This is a genomic window from Planctomycetota bacterium (genome assembly GCA_033763975.1).
Taxonomy (GTDB): Bacteria; Planctomycetota; Phycisphaerae; order Phycisphaerales; family UBA1924; genus RI-211.
Window position 1 is genome coordinate 25,146 of sequence record JANRJM010000008.1, and the last position, 21,615, is coordinate 46,760.

The following is a 21,615-nucleotide window of genomic DNA, read 5'->3' on the forward strand; positions in this document are numbered from 1 at the left end:
GTCTGAGCCACGCGCTGCCCGGATCAGCCCGTGATGAACGCGAGCAGGTCCGGGTTGACGACGTCCGCGTGCGTCGTGCACATCCCGTGCGGGAGCTTCTCGTAGACCTTGAGTGTGCCGCGCTTGAGGAGCTTCGACGACAGCATCGCGGACGCCGCGATGGGCACGATCTGGTCGTCGTCGCCGTGCATGACAAGGGTCGGCACATCGATGGACTTCAGGTCGCTGGTGAAATCGGTCTCGCTGAACGCCTTGATGCCGTCGTAGTGGGCCTTCGCGCCGCCCATCATGCCCTGGCGCCACCAGTTCTGGATGATCGCCTCGGACGGCGCGGCGCCCGGGCGGTTGAATCCGTAGAACGGCCCGCTCGCGATGTCGAGATAGAACTGGGATCGGTTCGCGGCGAGCTGCTGACGCAGCCCGTCGAAGACCTCGAGAGGCAGGCCGCCGGGGTAGGCGGGGGTCTTCACCATGATCGGCGGGACCGCCCCGATGAGGACGAGCTTGGCAACGCGCCCGGCGCCGTGACGGGCGACGTAGCGGGTCGCCTGCCCGCCGCCGGTGGAGTGCCCGACGTGCACGGCGTTGCGCAGGTCGAGGTGCTCGACGACCGCCGCGGCGTCGGCGGCGTAGTGGTCCATGTCGTGCCCGTCGCTGACCTGGCTCGAGCGGCCGTGCCCGCGACGGTCATGAGCGACCACCCGGTAGCCCTTCTGCAGGAAGTACAGCATCTGGGCGTCCCAGTCGTCGGCGCTGAGGGGCCAGCCGTGATGGAACATGATCGGCTGCGCCCCCTTGGGCCCCCAGTCCTTGAAATAGATCTGGACGCCGTCCTGAGTCGTGACGTGCTGCATGGGCGAGGTTCCTTGTTTCAAGGGTTCGGTTGCTTCGACACGCCCCGCGCCCGCCCGCGCGGAGGCGGCGAACGCGGTGGCGGCGACGCCCGCACCAACGGCGAGCACATTGCGGCGACTGAGCGGGCTTGCATCGATGAACTGGGACATGGCGGTCTCCTTGTGGTCGTAAGCGAGATCGGGGCCGCCTTACTAAGCGTGGGGCATGGACACCCCGCGCACCCAGATTCACCTGCGCGGTACGATCCGCCACGATGGACGCGACCCACACCACGGCGGCCATCCAGGCGTACCTGGATCAACTCGCAGCGACCACCGGGAACGATCCCCCGCCCGACGCCGTCGTCCGCGCCCTCATGGCGAGGTCCGTGGAGCGCCTGCACGTGCTGTGCAGCGCCATGCTCTTTCAGAGTTACGAACGGCTGACCCGACCACCGACCAACCTGCGCCCCGACGAACTGCTCGGCGCGGTGGTGGAACGCCTGCTCAAGGCGATGAAAACCGTCCGCCCGGGGAATGTCCGCCAGTTCTTCGCGATCGTCAACCAGCACCTGCGATGGGAGCTGAATGACCTGGCCCGACGCTTGGATGAGCAGACGCGTGCGCTGCCGATCCGCGAGGACCTCGTCCCGGCGCCCGAGACCTCCGGATCGGTGCTCTCCTTCAAGGCGCTGCGGATGCTCGCCGCGATCGACGCGCTGCCGGACGAGGAGCGTGAGGTGTTCGAACTCATCCGGATCCAGGGCATGACACACCCGGAGGTCGCGGCGTTGACCGGCGTCTCCACCAAGACGGTGCAGCGCCGGCTCAACCAGGCGCTCCTCCTGCTCGCCGACGAGCTGGACGACCTGCGCCCGGGCTCGCCCGTTGAACGGCGCACCGTATGAACGACGACGAACGCGTTCGCTCGCTCTTGGCGGCGATGCTGGACTCTGGCCTGCCCGCCGAGCAGGTCTGCGCCGAACACCCGGATCTCCTGCCGATCGTCTCTGGCCGCTGGCAGCGGATGCAGTCGATCAGCAAGGACCTCGACGCCCTGTTCCCTTCCGGCGGGCGCGCACAGCGCGCCTCGCCGCTCACCGACGCCCCGCGCCTGCCCGGGTACGAGCAGATCGAGTTCGTCGGTCGCGGCGGCATGGGGGTGGTCTACCGGGCGCTGCACACCGCGCTCCACCGGGTGGTGGCCGTCAAGATGCTCCTGCCCGGCATGCACGACGCGCCCCACGAGACCGAAGCGCTGCTGCGAGAAGCGTCGGCCGTCGCGGCGATCCAGCACCCCAACATCGTGCAGGTCTTCGACGTTGCCGCCATCGACGCACGCCCGTACTTCACGATGGAGTTCCTCGAGGGCGGTTCGCTCGCCCAGCGGATGGGCGGGGCCCCGCAGCCGCCGCGCCAGGCGGCGGAACTCACCGCGCTGCTGGCGACGGCCGTCCAGGTCGCGCACGAGCGTGGCGTCGTGCACCGCGACCTCAAACCCGGCAACATCCTGTTCACGCTGGACGGCAGCCCGAAGATCGCCGACTTCGGCCTCGCCCGCCTCATGGCCTGTGACCCGTCGGCGACGCTCGGCCAGGCCGGCTTCGGCACGCCGAGCTACATGGCGCCCGAACAGGCCCTCGGCGCGCCGGGACGCAACGAACCCGCCGTCGATGTCTACGCCCTGGGCGCGATACTCTACGACCTGCTCACCGGGCGCCCGCCGTTCCGCGCCGACTCGCCGCTCGAGACCCAGCGCCAGGTGATCGAGCAGGAACCCGCGCCGCCATCCAGGCTCAACGCCCGCGTGCCGCGCGACCTGGAAACCGTCTGCCTGGCGTGCCTCAGCAAGGACCCCGCGCGCCGCTACGCCAGCGCCGGGGCGCTGGCCGACGACCTGCGCCGGTTTCTCCGGGGCGAGCCCATCGCCGCGCGGCCTATCGGGCCCGCCGAGAGGCTCCGCAAGTGGGTGCGCCGCCATCCGACCCGCACGGCCGCCTGGCTCGGCGCGATCCTCTGCCTCACCATGATCTTCAGCGCGGTGCTCTGGACGGCCTCGCAGCGGGCCGCCTTCGAGCGGGCGGTCGCGACGGACTTCACCGAGATCGTTCGTCTGCAGCGCGCCGGCGACTGGAGCGGCGCGCGGAACATGCTCGAGCGCGCCAAGACCCGCATCGGCTTGGGCTACGGCTCGGACGAGTCGGCGCGCCGCGCCGCGGAGATCGCGCGAGAACTCGACTTCGTCGACCGTCTCGCGGCGATGCGGCTCGAGCGGGCCTCGTCGCGCGAGATCGCGTTCGACCGGCGCAAGTGGTGGAACACCTACCGCGACGAGTTCCGCAAGGCGGGGCTGCTGGTCGAGGGCGACGATCCCGGAGCCTTCGCCGCACGCGTCGCCTCCTCGAACGCCAGGGTCGCGCTGATCGACGCGATGGACGACTGGGCGATCTGCGCTGCCGACAAGGGCGAGGTCCAGTGGCTGCTCATCGCGACGCGGACCGCCGACCCGGATCCCGCCTGGCGCGACCGCGCCCGCTCCGTCATGACGTGGCAGGATCAGAACCAACTCGAGGCGCTCGCGCGGGAGGCCCGCCTCGAAGACCAGCCCGTGCCGCTCATGCTCATCGTCGCCGGGCTGCTCATGGAGCAGCGGTCGGAGGAAGGCTTGCCGTTCCTCCGGCGCATCCAGGCGGCCCACCCGTCCGATTTCTGGGCGTGCTTCGCCCTCGCCGAGTCGCTCGCGCCGACAGACCCGGACGTGATCTCGTTCTACCGGGCGGCCGTCGCGCTGCGGCCTCAGGCCGCCGCGGCGCACGTCAACCTCGGGAACGCGCTGTCGACGCAGAACCGCGTGCCCGAGGCCATCGAGTGCATGCAGCGGGCCCTGTCGCTCGACGCGCACAACCACGTGGCGCAGTTCAACATCGCCATCTGGCTGCTGCAGGAAGAGCGCTACGACGAGTGCGCCGCGCACGCCCGGCAGGCGACCTCCCTAAACCCGTCCGACCCCCTGGGGCACGGCGTGCTCGGGAGTGCGCTCCTCCAGATCGGCCAGCCGGCCGAAGCGGCCGAGTCGTTCCGACGCGCCATCTCGCTGCTGCCCGAGGGCCACCCGCGCCGCGCGTCGTTCGAGCGGGCGCTGGAACGCTGCGCGGCGATGCTCGCTCCCCCCGCGCCGGCCCGCGCTCCGTAGGTGCGCTGACCGCCAGCCACCTTCGCTGTCTCAATCGCGTGTCCGTCCTCCACGCTTAGGAGTATGGCCGATGCACGCTCGCCCCTCGCCGCACTCGTGTGCGGATGCACCGGGGCCAGCGACGGATGGTCCGACCACCCCCGCTGCGTCCATCGCGGCACACCGCACCAAGGAGACCGCCCATGCCCTTCCCCGCTCGCACGATCATCGTCCTGTCCGCGGGCATCGCCGCCATCGGCCTCGCCGCCGCCGCCGGGCTCTCGGGCGCTGCGGCCCCGGCCGCGACGCTGCCTGCCCCCGCGGAACACGCCGCCCCGACCGCGCCGGGCCACGCCGCCCGCGTGCTCCACAAGACCGTGCGGATCGGCGACGTCGACGTCTTCTACCGCGAAGCGGGCCGCGCCGACGCGCCGACGATCCTGCTGCTCCACGGCTTTCCCACGAGCTCGCAGATGTTCCGCGACCTGATCCCCAGGCTGGCGGACCGCTTCCACGTGATCGCGCCCGACTACCCCGGCTACGGGCACAGCTCGATGCCCTCGCACGACACGTTCTCGTACACCTTCGACAACCTCGCGAGCGTCATGGATCAGTTCACCGTGAAGCTCGGGCTCAAGAAGTACGCCATCTACGTGCAGGACTATGGCGCGCCCGTCGGCTACCGCCTGGCGGCCGCCCACCCCGAGCGGATCTCCGCCATCGTCGTGCAGAACGGCAACGCCTACGACGAGGGCCTCGACAACGACTTCTGGAAGCCGGTCAAGGCGTACTGGGCCGACCCGACCAGCACCGAGAAGCGCAACGCGCTGCGCGGGCTCCTCACCTACGACGCGACCCGCTGGCAGTACACGGAAGGCGCGCCCGAGCCCGAGCTTGTCAGCCCCGACGGCCCCGCGCACGACCAGTTCCTCCTCGACCGCGCGGGCAACGCCGAGATCCAGCTCGACATGTTCCTCAGCTACGGCAGCAACCCGCCGCTCTACCCGAAGTGGCAGCAGTACTTCCGCACGCACCAGCCGCCCATGCTCATCGTCTGGGGCAAGAACGACAAGATCTTTCCCCCCGCCGGCGCCGAGCCCTACAAGCGCGACCTCAAGACCCTCGAGTACCACATCCTGGATGCCGGGCACTTCGCGCTCGAGACCAGCGGCGAGGAGATCGCCTCGCTCATGAATGACTTCCTGGGCAGGCACGTCTCGCGCCGCTAGCCCCGCCTCCCCGCCCGACCCCACCCGGCGGCACATCCGTCCGTATCCGCCCCCGCGTCACCCCGCTTCACCCAAACCCCCTGCGCAAGGAGAACCACCATGCATCCCATCGCGTCCCGAGTGACTGTTCTTGCCACGTGCGTCACCGCGCTCGGCCTCGCCATCGCCGCCGGCGTCTCGGGCGAATCCGCCCGCGAGTCCCAGCCCTCGACCCGGACGAGCGCCCCGATCGCCGGCATCACGCGCCAGCCCTCGCCCGCCGCTCGCGCCGTGCTTTTGGACCCCAACGACACGGTCGTCCTGCTGCTCGACCATCAGACCGGCCTCTTCCAGACCGTCAAGGACGTGCCGCTCGCCGAACTCCGCAGCAACACCGTGGCCCTCGCCAACATCGCCCGCCTCGGCAAGGCGCCCGTCATCTACACGGCCTCGGAGCCCGACGGCCCCAACGGCCCCATCATGCAAGAACTCGATTCGTTCAAGGACTACGCCACATACGTCCCGCGCAAGGGCGAGATCAGCGCCTGGGACAACGCCGACTTCGTCAAGGCCGTCGAAGCCACCGGCCGCAAGACGCTCGTCATCGCCGGCGTCTGGACGAGCGTCTGCGTCGCCTTCCCGGCGCTGCAGGCGCACGCCGACGGGTACAAGGTCTACTTCGTCACCGATGCCTCGGGCGACCCGAGCGTGCTGGCGTCGCAGACGACGATCGCCCGTCTGTCCGCCGCCGGCATCACGCCCGTCAGCACCAACGCCGTGCTCTGCGAGTTCCAGCGCACCTGGAACCGCCCCGACGCCGGCGCGTGGGGCGCGATCTACACCCAGGTCGTCCCGCACTACAAGGCGGCGATGGAGAGCTACATGCGCGCCCAGGACGCCGCACGCAAGGCCAAGTGAGCAGGCCCTGGTTCGTCGTGAGCCCCGCGCCCTCCAGACGCTCCCGATGCTGCTCGAGCGACTCGGTCCCGAGCGCCGCCGTGCCCCAACGCGCACCATCGAGCCGGCCGAAAGCCGTCCCCATGATGCGCGTCACGCCACCACCTCCGATCGCCGTCAAGTCGATCGCGGACTTCCTTCCTGTCGCGGTGCGGAGGCGACGGCAACCGCCGACAGCTCGGCAAAAGGACACCAGAGCCGCGGTATCACCGAAGAGCGGACGCTCCGCCGAACTCGATCTGCCCCGGTACGCTCTCCAAAAGCAAACAACCCCCGCCGAAGCAGGGGTTATCAAGCGAGGCGGACGGGACTCGAACCCGCAACCACCGGATCGACAGTCCGGTACTCTAACCAATTGAGCTACCGCCCCAAGCTGTCCCGATCACGCGACGCTGTCGAGGCGTCGCGGGTCACTACCGTAGACTTTATCCCGCCCGGGTCAAGCGGCGTGGCCTTCGCAGCCGCGGCCACCCGCCCGTCGTTCCTCCCTTCTCGCCCGGCCCGACGCCGGCTTCGCGGGGCCGTCCATCGGCCGCCGGGCCCGGGAACCACGCGGCGCTGATGCGCCGAGCGAGGCACCCGCGGCGTGCGAACCCGCCGCACGGCCGAGCGCGGGCACGCCGCCGATCACTTCAGATCGATCTGGCCCTTCTGCTGCAGCCCGAAGGGGCTGCCCCCCTTGCCGACCTTGCCCCCGGCCTGGAACATCACGACCAGGGCCGCGACGAGGAACACGCACGCGACGACCATCAGCGCGGTGTAGACATCGGGCGAGTTCCCTCGCCGCACGCGTCCACCGGCCATCTGCATCCCGAACTGGCTCATGGCGAGTCCTTTCCCGGTGGGGCTCAGTCGACGCGGCTGACGATCAGGTCGCCCGGCTGCACGCTCACGTCCTTGCCCAGCGTCTCCACGCGGCCGACCGACCACCGCATGTCGGGCTGCGTGATGACGAGGTTGCACAGGAAGGCGTCGCCCCGGATCACGGCGAACTTCATGTTCTTCGCGACGCGATCGTTCGTGCCGACGTTCACCCGCGCGAACTGGTTCCCGCTCTCGTTCTGCACTTCCTCGACCCGCCCGCTGATGCGGGGGCCCGAGTACGAGTAGGGCTGATCGATGGAGCCGGCGCTGGCGGCGCCGACGCGCGCGCCGCCCTCGGCCGTGCGCTTGAGTTCCGTGAACTGCTCCATGATCGCGCGGTACCGCTGGTCGAGCACCTCGCGCTGGCTCTCGAGGTCGGCCAGGCGGGCTTCCATCTCGAGCGCCCGCTGGCGATACGAGAGCTCGTTGGTCCGCAGGGTGCTGTTCTCACCCCGGTAACTGTCGATGATCGCCGCCTGCGTCTTGGTCGTCTCGCCCAGTTCCTTGATCTGGTTCTCGGTGGCCTGACGCGCCGCCTCGGCCCGCATCTTGTCGGTGCGGAGCGTCGCGATCTCGGCCTCCATGCGGCGGATCGTGTTGTCCTTCTCCTCGAGCGCGGTCGAGAGCGTGCGGTTCTCGGCGCTAAGCCGCGTACGCACGGCCTCGGCCTGCGTGTTCGCGTCCGTCGCACGCGCCTGCGCCGAATCCGCCAGCAGCTTCGCCTGCCGGTAGTCCGTCGCGATCTGGTCCGTGTTCACCGCGTACGCGATGACCAGGGCCGACAACGCGATGCTGAGCACCGCGGCAAGAACGACAAACGCTTTGGTAAGAACGTGCACGGGCGACTCCTGTGGAACCGGCGCCGAAATCCCTCGGCATGCGCAGACGCCGATCGTCCGCGAGGACGACGACCTCCACGCTTCCTTCCGGAACCCTAGTGATACACAAACTCGGGGGGCAATGTCAAACCGCCCTCCCGGGAAAACTCGTTCAGCCTTTGGTCGGTCCTGGCCTCACCGCCTCGCCGACCGCAGCACGCTCGCCGCCGCCGCCACCCGCACCCGCGGATCCGCGTCGTTCATCAGTTCGTCGAGCCTGCCCCAACTCGCCCGGTCGGCGATCTCCCCGTAGACGAACGCCGCCTGCGCACGCAGCACCGGGTTCTCGCTCGCCACGTACTCATCCGCCACGTACCCACCCCGCGGCAGGCCCATGCCCGCCAGCGCCGCCGCGATGCCCAGACGCACCTCCGCGGGGTACTGCTGCCCGGCGCGGTCCTTGAACTCCACCAGTTGGATCAGCGGGTCGATCGACTCGCGATCCCGCACCTGCCCGATGATCTGCACCGCCAGCGCGGTCCCCTCCAGTTCCTCCGGGCGCGACGGGTACAGCGCCGCCCGCAACACCTGCAGCGCATCGGCATCCCCCAGCTTCACCATCGCCTCGGCGATCTGCAGGTGCAGCGCCTTTTCCTGGTCGGGCGTCAGCGACGACCCCGCCGCACCCGCCCGCAGCAGCGGGATCGCGCTCGGATCCCCCAGTTCGCCCAGCACGAACGCCGTGTGCCGCCGAACCCACGCCGACGGGTCCTCGAGCAGGAACCGCGCGAGCGGCGAGCGGTCGACGTCCACGCCGCACTTCGCCAGGGCGAAGATCGCCGACGCCCGCACCGTCGGGCTCGGGTCGGCCATCAATGGCGTGACCTGCGGCGCGAGATCCTTCATCGCCGTGCGACCGACGGCCATGGCCGCCACGGACCGCACCCCGGGCGATGCGTCTCGCAGCCCCCGAGCGATCACGTCCGACAGGCGTGCCGGCACGTACGACGCCGCCTCGACCGCGTTCGCGCGCGTCTGCGCGTCGGTGCTCTTGGCGAGCGTCTCGACCGCTTCGATGGCGCGCTCGCGCAGCGCAGACTGCCCGATCGGATTCGGCTTCGCCGGCTGCCCTTCAGGGCCGGTCACCGCGGCGCTCGCGGCCGGCCTGCCACCGCCGGGGCCCGGCGCCCGCCCCGCGCTCTCGCACCCCGATACCCCGGCGCCCAACACGCACGCGCCGGCGAGCCACGAAGCTACAAGTCCGTCCCGCATAGCCGTCCCCTTCTGCGTTGCATCGGATATCGGCCGTCGCCCCCGTGCCGCCGCACTCCCCACTACCGCGCGACCGCCTTCGCGGTTCGCTTCGCGCGTCGGGCCCGCACCACCACCACGACCATGAGCGCCGCCGCGCCGCCGAACGTCGCAAGCCCCGTCAGGTTGCCCACGATGGCGTACAGGCTGTCGCCGGGCCCGACCTCCAGCGTGCCCACCACGATGCCTTCGGAATCAAAGGGCGACGCCCGCGTATCGACCGCCGGGCGCACGATCTGCCCGCGGGCGTCGATGAGCGCTGAGACTCCCGTGTTCGCCGCGCGCAGCATCGGGGTGCGCAGTTCGGCGCACCGCCAGCGGGCGAGGTCCAAGTGCTGCGCCCGCGCCGCCTTGCTCGCTCCGAACCAGCCGTCGTTCGTCACGTTCACGATGAGGTCCGCGTCGCGAGACGATCCCTCTAAGCTCACCATCTGCAAGCACAGCCGCGCGTCCGAGACCTCGAAGCAGATCGGCGTCACCACCCGCACGTTCCCGTCGCGCACCGGCACCGTGAACACCGTCCGCTCTCGCCCCGCGTCGAGATCAAACCGCATTCCCCGCGCGCCGAAATCCAGCACCGCCTGCTGCAGTCCCGGCCAGCGGTGCACCACCGGCATCACCTCGCCGAACGGCGTCAGGTGGATCTTGTCGTACCGCGTCGCGCTGATCTCGCCACCCTCCAGCAGGTACACGCTGTTGAACCGCTTCGCCTGCGTCATCTCGACGCGCCCCGTCGCGCCCTCGCCCACCCGGAACCCAACCCGGGCCTCTTCGCCGATGAGCAGCGGCACGCCCACCTCGCGGCTCAGTTCCAACGCCGCATACGCGAACCCCCACGCCTCCACGTCCGTCCCCGTCTCCTCGTCGCGGAACGCCAGCCCCGCCCGGCGCATCTCGCGCAGCGCCTCGGGCTCGAGCGTGATCCCCGGCATCATCGTCTCGGGCCACGCGATCAACTCCGCCCCGTGCGCCGCGGCCTCGCGCGTCAACGCCGCGAACCGCGCCATGTCCCGCGCTTCCTCGCCGATCGTCCAGTCCATCTTGATCGACTGGCGAACGTTGGTCTGCACCGCCGCCACCCGCACCGATCGATCTGCCTGTGGTGCGTAAGCGAAGATCGCGGCAAGACCCGCAGTGCACACGCCGAGCGGCCCGCCGACAAATGCGACTTCACGAACGAACCGCTTCCGCGCATCCGCTCGCACATGAATAAGGTCCACCACGAACCCCGCCATCGCCGCCACCAGCAGCGACACCAGGTACACGCCCCCCACCGACGCGATCTCCGGCACCAGCGGCGCATCGACCAACGGGTGCACCACAAACCCCCACGCGTACCCGCCGACGATGATCTCGCCCCGCACGTACTCCAGCCCCGTCCACAGCAAGGGCCCCGCCACGACGCACGGCACCCGCGGCAGCACCCGCTTCTCCCACGACAGCAGCACGACGAACAGCCCAACCAGCAGCGACAGCAGGGCGGCCATCGGGTAATACCCGAACTCCGAGATCTCGCGCACCCACGCCTGCGTGATGAACCAGTAGGGCGTCGCCCCCACCGCCGCCAGCAGCCCGTCGCGCACCGGCCGGGCCCCGGGCCTGCACGCGCACCACGCCAGCGGCAGGATCGCGACAAGCGACAGGCCCCACCACGACAGCGGCGCCGACGCCCCCACCATCGCCGCGCCGTACCCCAGCCCGCACAGCAGGGGCACGCCCGCCGACCGAGCCCACCGCCCGAGACTGGCCCGCCCGAGACCTTCCCGCCCGAGATTGGCGCCCGATGCCTTCATCGCGTGCGCGAGCGTAGTCCCTCGTTCCGCCGCCGTATCCTGCGCGTGCCATGCCCACATCGCTCGACATCTCTCGCCGCGTCAAGTCGCTGAAGCCCTCGGTCACGGTCGCGTTCATGAACCGTGCAAAGACCATGCAGCGCCAGGGGCTCGACGTGCTGTCGTTCGCCGCCGGCGAGCCCGACTTCGACACGCCCGACGTGATCAAGGACGCCGCCATCGCCGCCCTGCGCGCCGGGCAGACCAAGTACATGCCGACGCTGGGCGACCCCGAAAGCCGCGCCGCGATCGCCGAAAAGTTCACGCGTGAGAACGCGATCCCCCACTGCACGGCTGACCACGTCGCGATCGGCGCCGGGGGCAAGCACCAGCTCTTCGTTGCGCTGCACTGCCTGCTCGACGAGCCCCGCCCGGGCGACGCCCCGCAGGACGTCCTGCTGCCCGTGCCCGCGTGGGTGAGCTACGCGCCCATCGCCGAACTCGCCGGCGGGCGCGTCGTCGAGATCCCCACCACGCCCGCGACCGACTTCCTCGCCTCGCCCGAGCAGATCAAGGCCGCCATCACGCCCAACGCCCGCGTCCTCATCCTCAACTCGCCCAGCAACCCGTGCGGCACGATGTACCCGCCCGACCACCTCCGCGCCATCGCGCGTGTCGTCGCCGACGCCGCCCGCACCATCGCCCCCAACCTCGTCGTGCTCAGCGACGAGATCTACGAGAAAATCGCGTACGCCGGCGTCCCGCACTTCTCCATCGGCAGCGTCCCCGACATCGCCGAGCGCACCGTCACGCTCAACGGGCTCTCCAAGGCGTACGCCATGACCGGCTGGCGCATCGGCTACACCGGCACGTCGGGCGACTTCGGCAAGCGCCTCATCCAGGCCATGGCGACCCTGCAGGGCCAGATCTCCACCAACAACACCAGTTTCACGTACCCCGCCATCCCCGTGGCCCTCCGCCGCTGCGAGGCCGACGCCGCCCGCATGCGCGACGCCTTCGCCGCACGCGCCGCCCTCATCAACCGGCGCCTCTCGGCGCTCCCGGGCATCCGCACCACGCCCGCCACCGGCGCGTTCTACGCCTTCCCCGATGTCTCCGCCCACTTCGGCAAGGCCTCCAAGGCGGGCCGCCCCATCCGCTGCGCGATGGACATGGCCGAGGCGCTGCTCGAAGAATCGCTCCTCGCGTTCGTCCCGGGCGAGGACTTCGGCGGCTGCGGCAAGAACCACCTCCGAATCTCCTTCGCCTGCTCCGAACAGCAGATCGAACAGGGCATGAACCGCTTCGCCGAGTTCCTCGGCGCCTTGCGATCGGGCTGAGCGTGGCCTACCTCCTCGTCTGCTCGGTCGCGCTCGTCGCCTCCTCGCTCACGTTCTTCAGCGGGTTCGGGCTCGGCACGCTCCTGCTCCCCGCGTTCGCGTTCTTTTTTCCCGTCGAGGCCGCCGTCGCCGCCACCGCCGCCGTCCACCTCGCCAACAACCTCTTCAAGCTCGCCATCGTCGGCAGGCACGCCGACCGGCGCGTGCTGCTGCGATTCGCCCTCCCCGCCATCCTCGCGGCGTTCGGCGGCGCGCTCCTCCTCACCACCCTCGCTGATACCCCCCCGCTCGCGTCGTGGCGCATCGACGCACGCACGTTCGACATCTCCGCGGTCAAGCTCGCCGTCGCCTCCGTCATGCTCGCCTTCGCCGTCGTCGAGCTCGCCCCGTCCTTCGACCGCCTCGCCTTCCCGCCCCGACTCCTCCCGCTCGGCGGCGCCGTCTCGGGGTTCTTCGGCGGGCTCTCCGGGCACCAGGGCGCGCTGCGCTCGGCCTTCCTCATCCGCTGCGGGCTTTCCAAGCAGGCCTTCATCGGCACCGGCGTCGCCAGCGCCTGCCTCGTCGACGTCGCCCGCCTCGCGGTCTACGCCTCGGACCCCGCCGGCGGGCACGCGCGGGCCATCGTGCACGCAGATCGCTGGCCGCTCGTCGTCGCGGCGTGCGTCGCCGCCTTTGCCGGCTCGCTGCTGGGCGCCCGCCTGCTGCACAAGGTGACCATCCGCGCGCTGCGCGTCACCGTCGGCGTCATGCTCGGCGTGATCGCCCTGCTGCTGGGCGCCGGCATCATCTGAACTCGCCGACCGTCCGCGCCGCGCCCCTGTTCCGGCTACCGCCCGGCTTCCTTCAGCTCCGTCCGCACGTCCCACAACTCCGGGAACAGCCGATCATCGATCATCTGGCGCAGGTACCCGACCCCCGCCGTCCCGCCGGTCCCTCGCTTGCTCCCGATCACGCGCTCCACGACCTTCAGGTGCCGGTACCGCCACATCGCGTGCGCCTCGTCGATGTCCACCAGCTTCTCGGCCATCTCGTACGCGTCCCACGCCTGCTCGGGCCGCTCGTAGATCCGGCGGAACACCTCCACCACGCCCGCGTGCGCCGCGTGGGGCGTCGTGACATCCCGCTCCACCACCTCGCGCGGCACGTCCATCCCCCGGCGCGACAGGTACCGCAGGAACTCGTCGTACAGGCTCGGCGCCTCCAGCGCCGCCTTCACCTGCGCGTACACCGCCGGCGCGTGCTGGAACACCGCCATCATCCGGGCGTCCTTGCGCCCGAAGATGAACTCGATGATCCGGTTCTGATAGCTCTGCACGCCGCTCGCCGGGCCCAGCACGTGGCGGAACTGCACGTACTCGCTGGGCGTCAGCGTCGCCAGCACGCTCCACTGGTTCAGCAACTGGCTCTGGATGTGCTTCACCCGCGCCAGGATCTTGAACGTCGAGTCCAGCCGGTCGGCGCGGATCAGCCCCAGCGCGCTCCGCAGCTCGTGGATCATCAGCTTGAACCACAGCTCCGTGGTCTGGTGCTGGATGATGAACAGCAGCTCGTCGTGGTGCTCGGGCGTCGACAGCGGGCGCTGCGCGCTCAGCACCTGCTCGAGGTTCAGGTACGTCCCGTAGTCCAGCTTCCCGTGCAGGTCCGTCAGCAGCCCGCTGTCCGCCCCGCCCGTCGAACGCTCATGCGGCACGCGTGGTTCGCTCATACCACCAGCGTACGAACCCCGCCCGCCCCGCGCACCGCGCCCGGGCTACTCCGCGTTTGTCCCCACCCAGGCGAACGCGCGATCCTGCGACAACGCGGGCCACATCGCCAGACGCTGCGTCCCGTCGCCGGGCTCCCCGCGAACCACGTCCACCCGCGCCATCTGGTACCGCTCGCGCGCTCCCGAAGTCACGCACCCGCCGCTCGCCAGCACCCCCGCCGCAAGAAGCCCGCGCGACACAAGCCGCACACAGCGCCCCTTCGACCAGTTCGCGACGTTCAGCATGTCCCGACCCCTCGCCACGCGGCCTCCTGCCGCTGTTCTCTTCGACCGGGCCCCGCCCGATCCTCCACGCCGCACGCTGTGTTTTCGGCTCGTGCGCCCCGCCGCGCCGCGCCTGACGCGTGCGCAGGCAGCGCACGCCATTCGGCCGCGACAAGCAGGTTCGACACGCTCCCATCGGTACGGTTCCCGGACCGCCCGCCGCCCCCGGGCGTTGACCCCGCGCCCCGCCCCGGTAGCATCCGTACCGCGCCCGTATCCTTCTGCCGCGTTTGCCCCGCTCGCCCCTCCCGCCCGGATACCCCATGAAGCCAGCCTTCAGCACCGTCGCCCTCCCCGCCTGGACGCTCCCGCGCATCGCCGAGCGCGCCGACGCCTGGGGGTTCCTTGGCGTTGAGTTCCGCACCTTCGGGCACGGCTCCTCCGCCATCGCCGGCGACCCCGCCCTCACCTCGCCCGCCAAGGTCCGGTCGCTCTTCGCCAAGAGCGGCGTGCGCTTCGTCTCCCTCGCCACCTCCATCCGCTACGACGAGCCCATCACGCCCCCGCTGCTCGGGCAGCTCTTCGACACCGAACGCTCCGTCCGCGAGACCACCGGCGCGGTCGACCTCGCCGTCCAACTCGAGTGCCCCCTCGTCCGCGTCTTCGCCTTCGAGGTCATCGGCAACGAGTCTCGCACCAACGCCCTCGGGCGCATCACCCGACGACTCGCCAAGGCCATCGACCACTGCGACAAGAGCGGCGTGCGCCTCGTGCTCGAGAACGGCGGCTCGTTCAACCGCGCCGCCGACCTCGCCGAGATCATCGACCTCGTCGACAGCCCGCTCCTCGGCGTCGCGTACAACCTCGCCGTCGGCGTCCGCGCGGGCGATGTTCCCGCCGACGCCGTCAACGTCCTGGGCGACCGCCTCCTCACCGTCAAGGTGCGCGACTTCAAGGACGGCGTGCCCTGCGCCCTAGGCGAGGGCGACCTCGACTGCCGTCGCCACGTCGCCGACCTGGCCCGCGCCGGGTACACCGGCTGGCTCGTGCACGAGTACGACGGCGCCTGGTTCCCCGGCTCGCCCGATGCCGACGCCGTCCTCGCACGATCGGCCCGCACGCTCTTCGAGTGGGCGTCCCCCGCATCGCGCCCGGCGACGTCGGCGCGGTAACTCGCTCTTCGCCGCAACGCGGCTGGGTTGGTCCCACTCTTCGCCGCCACGCGGCGGTGTTTAGTAGCCGGGGGTCGCCGCGAAGCGGCACCCCCGGGTCACGCGCCGACCCCCAGTCGCACCGCGAAGCGGTGCGGGCACCGCATCACTCCGCCTGCTTCCCCACCACGAGCCGCTCGATCAGGCCCTGCACGTGCCCGCCGCGGGGGTCGGTGCCCTGGCCTTCGACACCCAGGGCCTCGAGCACGCCGTAGCCCAGCCCCACGTGGATGAGCGTCCACGCGATGAGCTCGGGCGAGAACGCCTTGAGGCTCTTGCGATCCTCCTGCGCCCGCTTCAGTTCCTTCGCGAGAAATCCGTGCAGGTTTTGAAAGTGATTCGTCACCGCCTTGCGGATCTCGGGGTCGTCCACCTCGGTGATCGCCTGCAGCAGCACCCGGTACGGCGCGCGCCCTTCCTCGCTCACCATCGGGTTCTCGGCCAGCACCCGGCGCAGCCGCTCCGCCGGGTCGGTCGCATCGCTCAGCCGCTGCTGCCAGTGCTTCAGCGTCTGCTTCGCCGTCCGTTCGATCAGCGCCACGTACAGGTCGCGCTTGCTCTTGAAATGGCGGTAGATGATCGGCTCGGTCACGCCCGCGGCCTTCGCCAGCTGCGCCGTCGTCGCGCGCGCGTACCCACGGTTCGCGAACAGGTCCGCCGCGCAGTCGAGCAACTGCTCGCGTCGTTTGTCCGCCGGCAACCGTCCCATCCGCGTCTCCTGTGCCGCCCCGGCCCCGCGTCCGCCGCACACACCTGCGGAACCTAGATTAGCCGTACGTGCCCGCGGGGGCCCCGGTTGTCGCGGCGTTACGGATCGCGCCGAATGTCCGCCCCGACTCGCCGCGAGGCTCCGCCGTCACGCTCCGGCACCGGCACCGGGTCATACCCATGCCCGCCCAGCGGATGACACCGACCGATCCGGCGCGCCGTCAGCCACGTGCCCCGCGCCACGCCGTGCACGCGGTACGCCTCGAGCGCGTAGTTCGAGCACGAGGGATAGAAGCGGCATTGCCCGCCGAACAGCCATCCGAGCGTCCACTGGTACAGCCGGATGCCCGCGACGAACGGCGCGATCATCCACCCGCGCGCCGTCACGTGCCGTCTCCCGCGCCCGGCGCGTTCGCCTTCGCCTCGCGTCGCGCCCACTGCCGATCTAGCCCGCGCGCCAACTCGAGCACCGCGTCGATGTACGCCCGCAACTCCATCGCCTTGTGCGCCCGCGCGCCCAGCACCACGTCGTACCCGCCGCCGTCCGCACGCCGCGGCAGGTCGTGCTGCCCGAGCCGAAACGCCTCGCGCAGCATCCGCTTCACGCGGTGGCGCTCCACGGCGTTGCCCACGCCCCGCCCCACCGCGATGCCCAGCCGCCAGAACGTCAGCCCGTTCGGCGCCGCGGCCGCCGTGATGGGCCCGCGCGACGCCCGGGCCTTGCCGTCGTACACGCGTTGGTATTGGCGCGCGTGGCGCAGCCGCATCCGCGGCGTCAGCCGGAAGTTCTCCCCCGCACCCGCCTGCACATCCATGGCGCGCGTCACGATCTGAGCCTACGCCGCACCGGCCGCGCATCCCACCACAGGACATGCCCCGATGCGGGCGCTCACGTCGCGGGCCGCCCCGCCACGTCCACACGCCCGCGGCTCGGCGGCATGAGCCCCACCAGCACGCACACGCCCCCCGCCAGCACGAGCAGCATCCGCCCGCGCGGGCTCGCCGTCCACCGCGACAGGTACGACTCGCTCGGCCGGTACTCCGGTAACTGCAAGGGCGGGGGCTCCAGCCCGCGGAACATCGACAGGTCCTGGTCCGCACGCGTGCCCGACATCCCGGGGATGGGCTCGCGCCCCTCGGGGATCTGGTTGAGTTGGCGCTCGGCCAGGGCGACGACCAGCGAGGGCTCGCCATTCTCGAGTTCGGCCAGGAACTTCTCGTACCGCGCCAGCCGGTCGAGCCGGTGCTGCTCCGCCGCCAGGGCGCGGTCGCGCTGCACCCGGGCGCGCCCGAGATCCTCCGCCGCGGGAATGAGCACCGTGGCGCCGAGGAGCCCCAGGCCGGCCACGAGGAACAGCCAGCCGGGGTCGACACGTCGTTCGCGTACAGGGGTTTCCGTCACGCCCCCATTATCGGCTCGGGCGGGCGGATGACCCATACAGTCCAGGATCCGACCACAGCGCAAGTTTCGCGTCAAGATGGACCCGGTTCGCCGACCGAATCGTTGACTCGGCAGCCCCGACTCGTATTGTTAAGGCGGAGGAGGCTACGCGCCCGTCGGTTTCACCAGGACATCGGCCACGGCAGGCCACGCTTCTGTCGGGATGTTCGTGCGCGTACCGCCGCTTGCGCACCCCGCGCCTCGGGGAGTGTCCCCGGTCGGCGCGGGGGTTCGATCGAACCCCACGCAGAGAGGATCATGTCATGAAGAAGACGGTCATGGGTCTGCTCGCACTCGTCTGTTGCGCCGGCTCCGCCAGCGCGCAGGTGCTGATCAGCCAGGTCTACGGCGGCGGCGGCAACACAGGCGCCCCGTTCAACCAGGACTTCGTCGAACTGCGCAACACCGCGTCGGTTCCGGTCACCGTCCCCGCCGGCGGCTGGTCGCTCCAGTACGCCTCGGCCGGCGGCAACTGGGCCAGCAGCTCGGCCACGCTGCTCGTCATCCCCGCGGGCACCGTGATCCCCGCCAACGGCTTCTTCCTCATCGGTGGCGCCACGGGCACCGCCGGCTCGCCCCTGCCCACCACGCCCGATCTCAATCCCTCCTCCGCCGGCAGCTTCAACATGAGCGGCACGGCCGGCAAGGTCGCCCTGGTCTCGATCGCCACCTCGCTGAACGTGAACGACTGCACCCGCCCCGAGATCATCAACTTCGTCACCTGGGGCAACCCCGGCAGCGTGCCCTCCTGCAACGACGGCTCGTACGCCCTGCTCCCTTCCGGCACCGGCGCCACGACCTCCATCGTCCGCCTCTCCGCGGAGCGCTGCCAGGAGACCGGCAGCGACGCCGCCGACTTCACGACCGCGGGCGTCGGCTCGGTCCCGATCTACAACTCGCAGTCTCCGGGCATCGCCTGCCCGACCTGCATCGACTGCAACGGCAACCAGGTCTGCGACAACGTCGAGATCGACGCCGCGGGCGGCTCCGGCGGCGTGGGCGGCACCCTCGACTGCAACTCGGACGGTCTGATCGACTCCTGCCAGATCGCCGGGAACCCCGCCCTCGACTGCGACGTCAATGGCACGCTCGACGCCTGCCAGATCGCCGCCAATCCCGCGCTCGACTGCGACAGCAGCGGCACGCTCGACTCCTGCCAGATCGCCAGCACCCCCTACCTCGATTCCTGCAACAGCAACGGGCTGCTCGACTCCTGCGAGACCCCCGGCGCCGGCCAGGACTGCAACGCCAACAACGTCCTCGACTGCTATGAAATCAAGACCGGCATCGCCACCGACGCCGACTTCAACGGCACGATCGATCAGTGCGAGGGCGGCTTCGCCCTCGAGACCATCGAGAACGCCACCGTGCAGCCCACCGGCATCCGCGGCGGAGGCAACGGCAACAACTTCTGGAACATCGAGGGCTCGGGCCTGGGCAACTTCGCCTCGTACGGCGCCGTTCGCTTCGACCTCGCCCCGCTCTTCGCGCAGCTCGACGCCGCCTTCCCGGGCGGCTGGACCGTCAACCGCGTGTACTTCTACCTCCAGCAGGCCAACGCCGCCTTCACGTTCTCCAGCCTGAACGACTCGATGCAGCTCTACTACACCGACCTCGACGCGCTCGACATCACGGTGCAGAGCTCCGTCAACCCCGCCCGCCTGTACGCCAACTTCGAGACCGACTGGACCGACCGTGACCTCGTCACGAACTACACCTTCACCCAGGACATCGGCACCGGCCCGGACGGCATCGGCTCGGGCAAGATCGAGTCGTACCTCATGTTCAACAGCACCGCCATGAACAACAGCGCCATGCTCGCGGTCGGCGCCGAGGCCAACCAGGGCGACACCACCCTGACCCTCCTGGTCAACACCAACGACGCCATCGCCGCCGCCACCTACGCCGGCCGCACCAACAACACCTGGCGCGGGCCCTCGCTCGTCGTCTTCGCCGAGTCGACCGGCGCGCCCTGCGACCCCGACTTCAACCAGGACGGCAACTCCGACCAGGACGACATCGCCTGCCTCGCGCAGGTCGTCGCGGGTGATCCCACCTGCTCCTCGGTCGACCCCGACTTCAACCGCGACGGCAACGTCGATCAGGACGACATCGCGGCCCTCGAGCAGGTCGTCGCCGGCGCGCCCTGCCCGTAAGATCGCATCGCTCGACGAGCCCGACGCACCCGCGCCGGCCTCGCCCGAATCTTTCACATGACGGATCGCACGAACGCCCCGGGCCCCGAGCCCGGGGCGTTTTCTTTGACCCGGTCGCCCGGTCCAAAAGCACAGACAGCAGCCCCTCTCTCCGTGGGCTGCTGTCTAGGACTGCAACGGCAACGCCGCGAGTCGGTGCGAGCGGAAACCTGCTCGTAGCCTACTGATCCGCGCGCCCGCGCCTACCCCTTTTCACGATTTTTCCGCGTTGATCCGGCGCACGGCCCGGCTGGCGGATCTCGTTCCGCACGCTTACCGAACGGGGCCCCGAAGCTCGTACTCGAACTTGTGCACCGCCCCCCGGTGCTCTACCGGGCGGTCTTGGATATCTCTCCTGCCGGCAACAACTTCCATCTCCGGCGGACGGTTGAGCCGCGGCAGCGCGTCGCATCGCAGCAGCACGTACGCGTGCGCCGGCACCGCGTTCGGGGGCAGGCCCGGCACCCACGCGATGTCCAGCCGTCCCCCGCGGTGCTCTTTCTCCCGGCTCGCGTACCAGAGCATCTCCGGGCGGGTGTCGAGGAGCTCGTCGGCCACCACGCTCGCGCCGTCCGGAAGGACGTCGGCGAGCGCCACGGCCGCGGATCGGCCGCTGTGGCGCACCTGGCGCCAATGCTCGTACCACTGGCAGTAGAAGACGCCAACCAAGGTCATGAAGCCGAGCGGGACGAGGGGGCGTCCGAGGAGGAGCCTGCGCCCCCAGGCGTGCTCGGCGCCGCGGGAGGCGGCGTGCCGCCGGATCGCCGCCCCGTACACGAGCGGGACGAGCACCACGCTCGGCATGGCGTAGCGGGGGTTGTCCACGCCGAGGATCGCGTAGCACGCCAGGCCCGCGATCGCGCCCGCGCTCACGCTCAGGGCGGCACGATCCGCGGGCGAGCCCGTGCCGCGGCGCAGCGCGAAGGGCAGCGCGATCGCCCACGGGAGCGCCCCCGCCAGCGCCGCCGGCACCAGGAGTGCCACGTCCAGTTCCTTGCCTGCACGCCAGAGAAAATCGGCGTCCTCCAGGACCGGCGGCACGGGCAGGCGCTCCATCCGCTCGCGCATCGCGACGGTCCACCAGGCGAACACGCCCGCGCCCAAGGCGAGCCCCGCCCACGCGTCCCAGGCGCGCAGCGGGCGCACGCCCCGTCCGGCGATGCACGCCCCCACGACCAGCCCCGCGAGCGCGGGGAACCCGGCGGGCCCTTTGGTGAGCAGCATCCCCGCGCTCGCCAGGGCGAGCCCGCCCGCGACGAGCGCGCGCCCGCGCCAGGCGACCGCGTCGCGGAACGCGAGCCGATCGACGATCAGGACCGCCGCGCTCAGGACCAGCAGGTTGTGCAGCGCTTCGATCTCCGCGCTGCGCGCGGGCATCCACACGACCGGCACCACGCCCATCGCCAGCCCCGCCGCCACGCCCGGCACCGGCCCGAACCAACGCGTGCCGGCGCCCCAGACCAGCAGGCAGGCGAGCGTCGCGGCGATCGCGGACGGCAGGCGCGCGGCGACCTCCGTCTCACCCAGCACCGCGCTCGACGACGCGATCGCCCACACGATGCCCGGCGGCTTGCGCAGATAGGGCGTGCCGAAGAGCGTGGTCACCGACCAGTCGCCCGAGCGCAGCATCTCCCACGCGGGGATCGCCCGGAAGCCCTCGCTGCCCGACAGCCCGGACCGCCCCATCCCCACGAAGAACAGCAGCACGCACACAGCAACGACAATCCCCGCTCGCACGGGCGGCGGCGTCGAGGCAGCGCGCGTGAGCAGTCCCCATGGCACGGGTCGATCGTACCCGGCGCCCGCGAAGCCCACG

At 70.8% G+C, this 21,615-nt stretch carries 20 protein-coding genes and 1 tRNA gene; 8 read left to right on the forward strand and 13 right to left on the reverse strand.

All coding sequences use genetic code 11. The features are described from left to right. Nucleotides 1-23: 23 nt before the first annotated feature. Entirely contained in the window at nt 24-854 is an 831-nt protein-coding gene (locus tag SFY69_04805) for an alpha/beta hydrolase (protein MDX2131354.1), read from the reverse strand. A gap of 254 nt (nt 855-1,108) precedes the next feature. Here SFY69_04805 and SFY69_04810 point away from each other — a divergent pair, with 254 nt between their 5' ends. The 4 genes from SFY69_04810 (at nt 1,109) to SFY69_04825 (ending at nt 6,131) form a co-directional block, all read left to right on the forward strand. Next, nucleotides 1,109-1,741, forward strand: coding sequence for a sigma-70 family RNA polymerase sigma factor (locus tag SFY69_04810; GenBank protein ID MDX2131355.1), 633 nt, complete (start codon nt 1,109-1,111; stop codon nt 1,739-1,741). Beyond that, nucleotides 1,738-4,026, forward strand: coding sequence for a protein kinase (locus SFY69_04815; protein ID MDX2131356.1), 2,289 nt, complete (start codon nt 1,738-1,740; stop codon nt 4,024-4,026). Before SFY69_04810 ends, SFY69_04815 begins: the two co-directional genes overlap by 4 nt. Before the next feature lie 182 nt (nt 4,027-4,208). Further along, a complete protein-coding gene (locus SFY69_04820; GenBank protein ID MDX2131357.1) occupies nt 4,209-5,234 on the forward strand; it encodes an alpha/beta hydrolase in 1,026 nt (341 codons plus the stop codon). A gap of 99 nt (nt 5,235-5,333) precedes the next feature. Continuing rightward, a complete protein-coding gene (locus SFY69_04825) occupies nt 5,334-6,131 on the forward strand; it encodes an isochorismatase family protein (GenBank protein MDX2131358.1) in 798 nt (265 codons plus the stop codon). A gap of 335 nt (nt 6,132-6,466) precedes the next feature. Here the strand turns inward: SFY69_04825 and SFY69_04830 are convergent. The 5 genes from SFY69_04830 to lnt form a co-directional block, all read right to left on the reverse strand. Next, nucleotides 6,467-6,540 (reverse strand) — tRNA-Asp (locus tag SFY69_04830). A gap of 257 nt (nt 6,541-6,797) precedes the next feature. Next, entirely contained in the window at nt 6,798-6,995 is a 198-nt protein-coding gene (locus SFY69_04835; protein ID MDX2131359.1) for a hypothetical protein, read from the reverse strand. Between the two features lie 23 nt (nt 6,996-7,018). After that, nucleotides 7,019-7,873 carry a hypothetical protein gene (locus SFY69_04840; GenBank protein MDX2131360.1) on the reverse strand — a complete coding sequence of 285 codons (855 nt, stop codon included), beginning with the start codon at nt 7,871-7,873 and terminating at the stop codon, nt 7,019-7,021. A 174-nt stretch (nt 7,874-8,047) separates the two neighbouring features. Continuing rightward, nucleotides 8,048-8,998 (reverse strand): HEAT repeat domain-containing protein, encoded by a 951-nt coding sequence (locus SFY69_04845; protein ID MDX2131361.1) that lies wholly within the window; start codon nt 8,996-8,998, stop codon nt 8,048-8,050. A gap of 188 nt (nt 8,999-9,186) precedes the next feature. Then, nucleotides 9,187-10,956, reverse strand: coding sequence for an apolipoprotein N-acyltransferase (gene lnt, locus SFY69_04850; GenBank protein ID MDX2131362.1), 1,770 nt, complete (start codon nt 10,954-10,956; stop codon nt 9,187-9,189). Between the two features lie 50 nt (nt 10,957-11,006). On the opposite strand from lnt, the gene SFY69_04855 reads away from it, so the two are divergent. After that, entirely contained in the window at nt 11,007-12,275 is a 1,269-nt protein-coding gene (locus tag SFY69_04855) for a pyridoxal phosphate-dependent aminotransferase (GenBank protein MDX2131363.1), read from the forward strand. A gap of 2 nt (nt 12,276-12,277) precedes the next feature. Then, a complete protein-coding gene (locus tag SFY69_04860) occupies nt 12,278-13,066 on the forward strand; it encodes a sulfite exporter TauE/SafE family protein (protein MDX2131364.1) in 789 nt (262 codons plus the stop codon). A 35-nt stretch (nt 13,067-13,101) separates the two neighbouring features. On the opposite strand, the gene SFY69_04865 is transcribed toward SFY69_04860, so the two are convergent. After that, nucleotides 13,102-13,980 carry a tryptophan 2,3-dioxygenase family protein gene (locus SFY69_04865; GenBank protein MDX2131365.1) on the reverse strand — a complete coding sequence of 293 codons (879 nt, stop codon included), beginning with the start codon at nt 13,978-13,980 and terminating at the stop codon, nt 13,102-13,104. A 45-nt stretch (nt 13,981-14,025) separates the two neighbouring features. Beyond that, nucleotides 14,026-14,283 (reverse strand): hypothetical protein, encoded by a 258-nt coding sequence (locus SFY69_04870; protein MDX2131366.1) that lies wholly within the window; start codon nt 14,281-14,283, stop codon nt 14,026-14,028. Nucleotides 14,284-14,567: 284 nt separating this feature from the next. On the opposite strand from SFY69_04870, the gene SFY69_04875 reads away from it, so the two are divergent. Next, nucleotides 14,568-15,416, forward strand: a complete 849-nt coding sequence (locus SFY69_04875; protein MDX2131367.1) for a sugar phosphate isomerase/epimerase family protein — start codon at nt 14,568-14,570, stop codon at nt 15,414-15,416. Between the two features lie 145 nt (nt 15,417-15,561). Here the strand turns inward: SFY69_04875 and SFY69_04880 are convergent, their stop codons facing one another. The 4 genes from SFY69_04880 to SFY69_04895 all read right to left on the reverse strand — a co-directional run bounded on the left by SFY69_04880 (nt 15,562) and on the right by SFY69_04895 (nt 17,565). Further along, nucleotides 15,562-16,164 (reverse strand): TetR/AcrR family transcriptional regulator, encoded by a 603-nt coding sequence (locus SFY69_04880; protein ID MDX2131368.1) that lies wholly within the window; start codon nt 16,162-16,164, stop codon nt 15,562-15,564. A gap of 98 nt (nt 16,165-16,262) precedes the next feature. Further along, nucleotides 16,263-16,550: a membrane protein insertion efficiency factor YidD gene (gene yidD / locus SFY69_04885; protein ID MDX2131369.1), complete on the reverse strand. Its 288-nt coding sequence runs from the start codon at nt 16,548-16,550 to the stop codon at nt 16,263-16,265. Then, nucleotides 16,547-16,990 (reverse strand): ribonuclease P protein component, encoded by a 444-nt coding sequence (gene rnpA / locus SFY69_04890; protein MDX2131370.1) that lies wholly within the window; start codon nt 16,988-16,990, stop codon nt 16,547-16,549. The genes yidD and rnpA overlap by 4 nt, the downstream gene beginning before the upstream one ends. A gap of 62 nt (nt 16,991-17,052) precedes the next feature. Beyond that, complete coding sequence (locus SFY69_04895; protein ID MDX2131371.1) at nt 17,053-17,565, reverse strand: hypothetical protein; 513 nt, start codon at nt 17,563-17,565, stop codon at nt 17,053-17,055. Between the two features lie 302 nt (nt 17,566-17,867). Here SFY69_04895 and SFY69_04900 point away from each other — a divergent pair, with 302 nt between their 5' ends. After that, nucleotides 17,868-19,760: a lamin tail domain-containing protein gene (locus tag SFY69_04900; protein ID MDX2131372.1), complete on the forward strand. Its 1,893-nt coding sequence runs from the start codon at nt 17,868-17,870 to the stop codon at nt 19,758-19,760. A 312-nt stretch (nt 19,761-20,072) separates the two neighbouring features. Here the strand turns inward: SFY69_04900 and SFY69_04905 are convergent, their stop codons facing one another. Further along, complete coding sequence (locus SFY69_04905; protein MDX2131373.1) at nt 20,073-21,581, reverse strand: glycosyltransferase family 39 protein; 1,509 nt, start codon at nt 21,579-21,581, stop codon at nt 20,073-20,075. Between the last annotated feature and the right edge of the window lie 34 nt (nt 21,582-21,615).

Bases quoted from the DNA above. Each gene is read 5' to 3' on its own strand.
- SFY69_04900 (MDX2131372.1), top strand. From the start codon at position 17,868: ATGAAGAAGACGGTCATGGGTCTGCTCGCACTCGTCTGTTGCGCCGGC.
- SFY69_04855 (MDX2131363.1), top strand. From the start codon at position 11,007: ATGCCCACATCGCTCGACATCTCTCGCCGCGTCAAGTCGCTGAAGCCC.
- SFY69_04880 (MDX2131368.1), bottom strand. From the start codon at position 16,164: ATGGGACGGTTGCCGGCGGACAAACGACGCGAGCAGTTGCTCGACTGC.
- SFY69_04820 (MDX2131357.1), top strand. From the start codon at position 4,209: ATGCCCTTCCCCGCTCGCACGATCATCGTCCTGTCCGCGGGCATCGCC.
- SFY69_04810 (MDX2131355.1), top strand. From the start codon at position 1,109: ATGGACGCGACCCACACCACGGCGGCCATCCAGGCGTACCTGGATCAA.
- SFY69_04875 (MDX2131367.1), top strand. From the start codon at position 14,568: ATGAAGCCAGCCTTCAGCACCGTCGCCCTCCCCGCCTGGACGCTCCCG.
- SFY69_04835 (MDX2131359.1), bottom strand. From the start codon at position 6,995: ATGAGCCAGTTCGGGATGCAGATGGCCGGTGGACGCGTGCGGCGAGGG.
- SFY69_04865 (MDX2131365.1), bottom strand. From the start codon at position 13,980: ATGAGCGAACCACGCGTGCCGCATGAGCGTTCGACGGGCGGGGCGGAC.
- SFY69_04815 (MDX2131356.1), top strand. From the start codon at position 1,738: ATGAACGACGACGAACGCGTTCGCTCGCTCTTGGCGGCGATGCTGGAC.
- SFY69_04825 (MDX2131358.1), top strand. From the start codon at position 5,334: ATGCATCCCATCGCGTCCCGAGTGACTGTTCTTGCCACGTGCGTCACC.
- SFY69_04805 (MDX2131354.1), bottom strand. From the start codon at position 854: ATGCAGCACGTCACGACTCAGGACGGCGTCCAGATCTATTTCAAGGAC.
- lnt (MDX2131362.1), bottom strand. From the start codon at position 10,956: ATGAAGGCATCGGGCGCCAATCTCGGGCGGGAAGGTCTCGGGCGGGCC.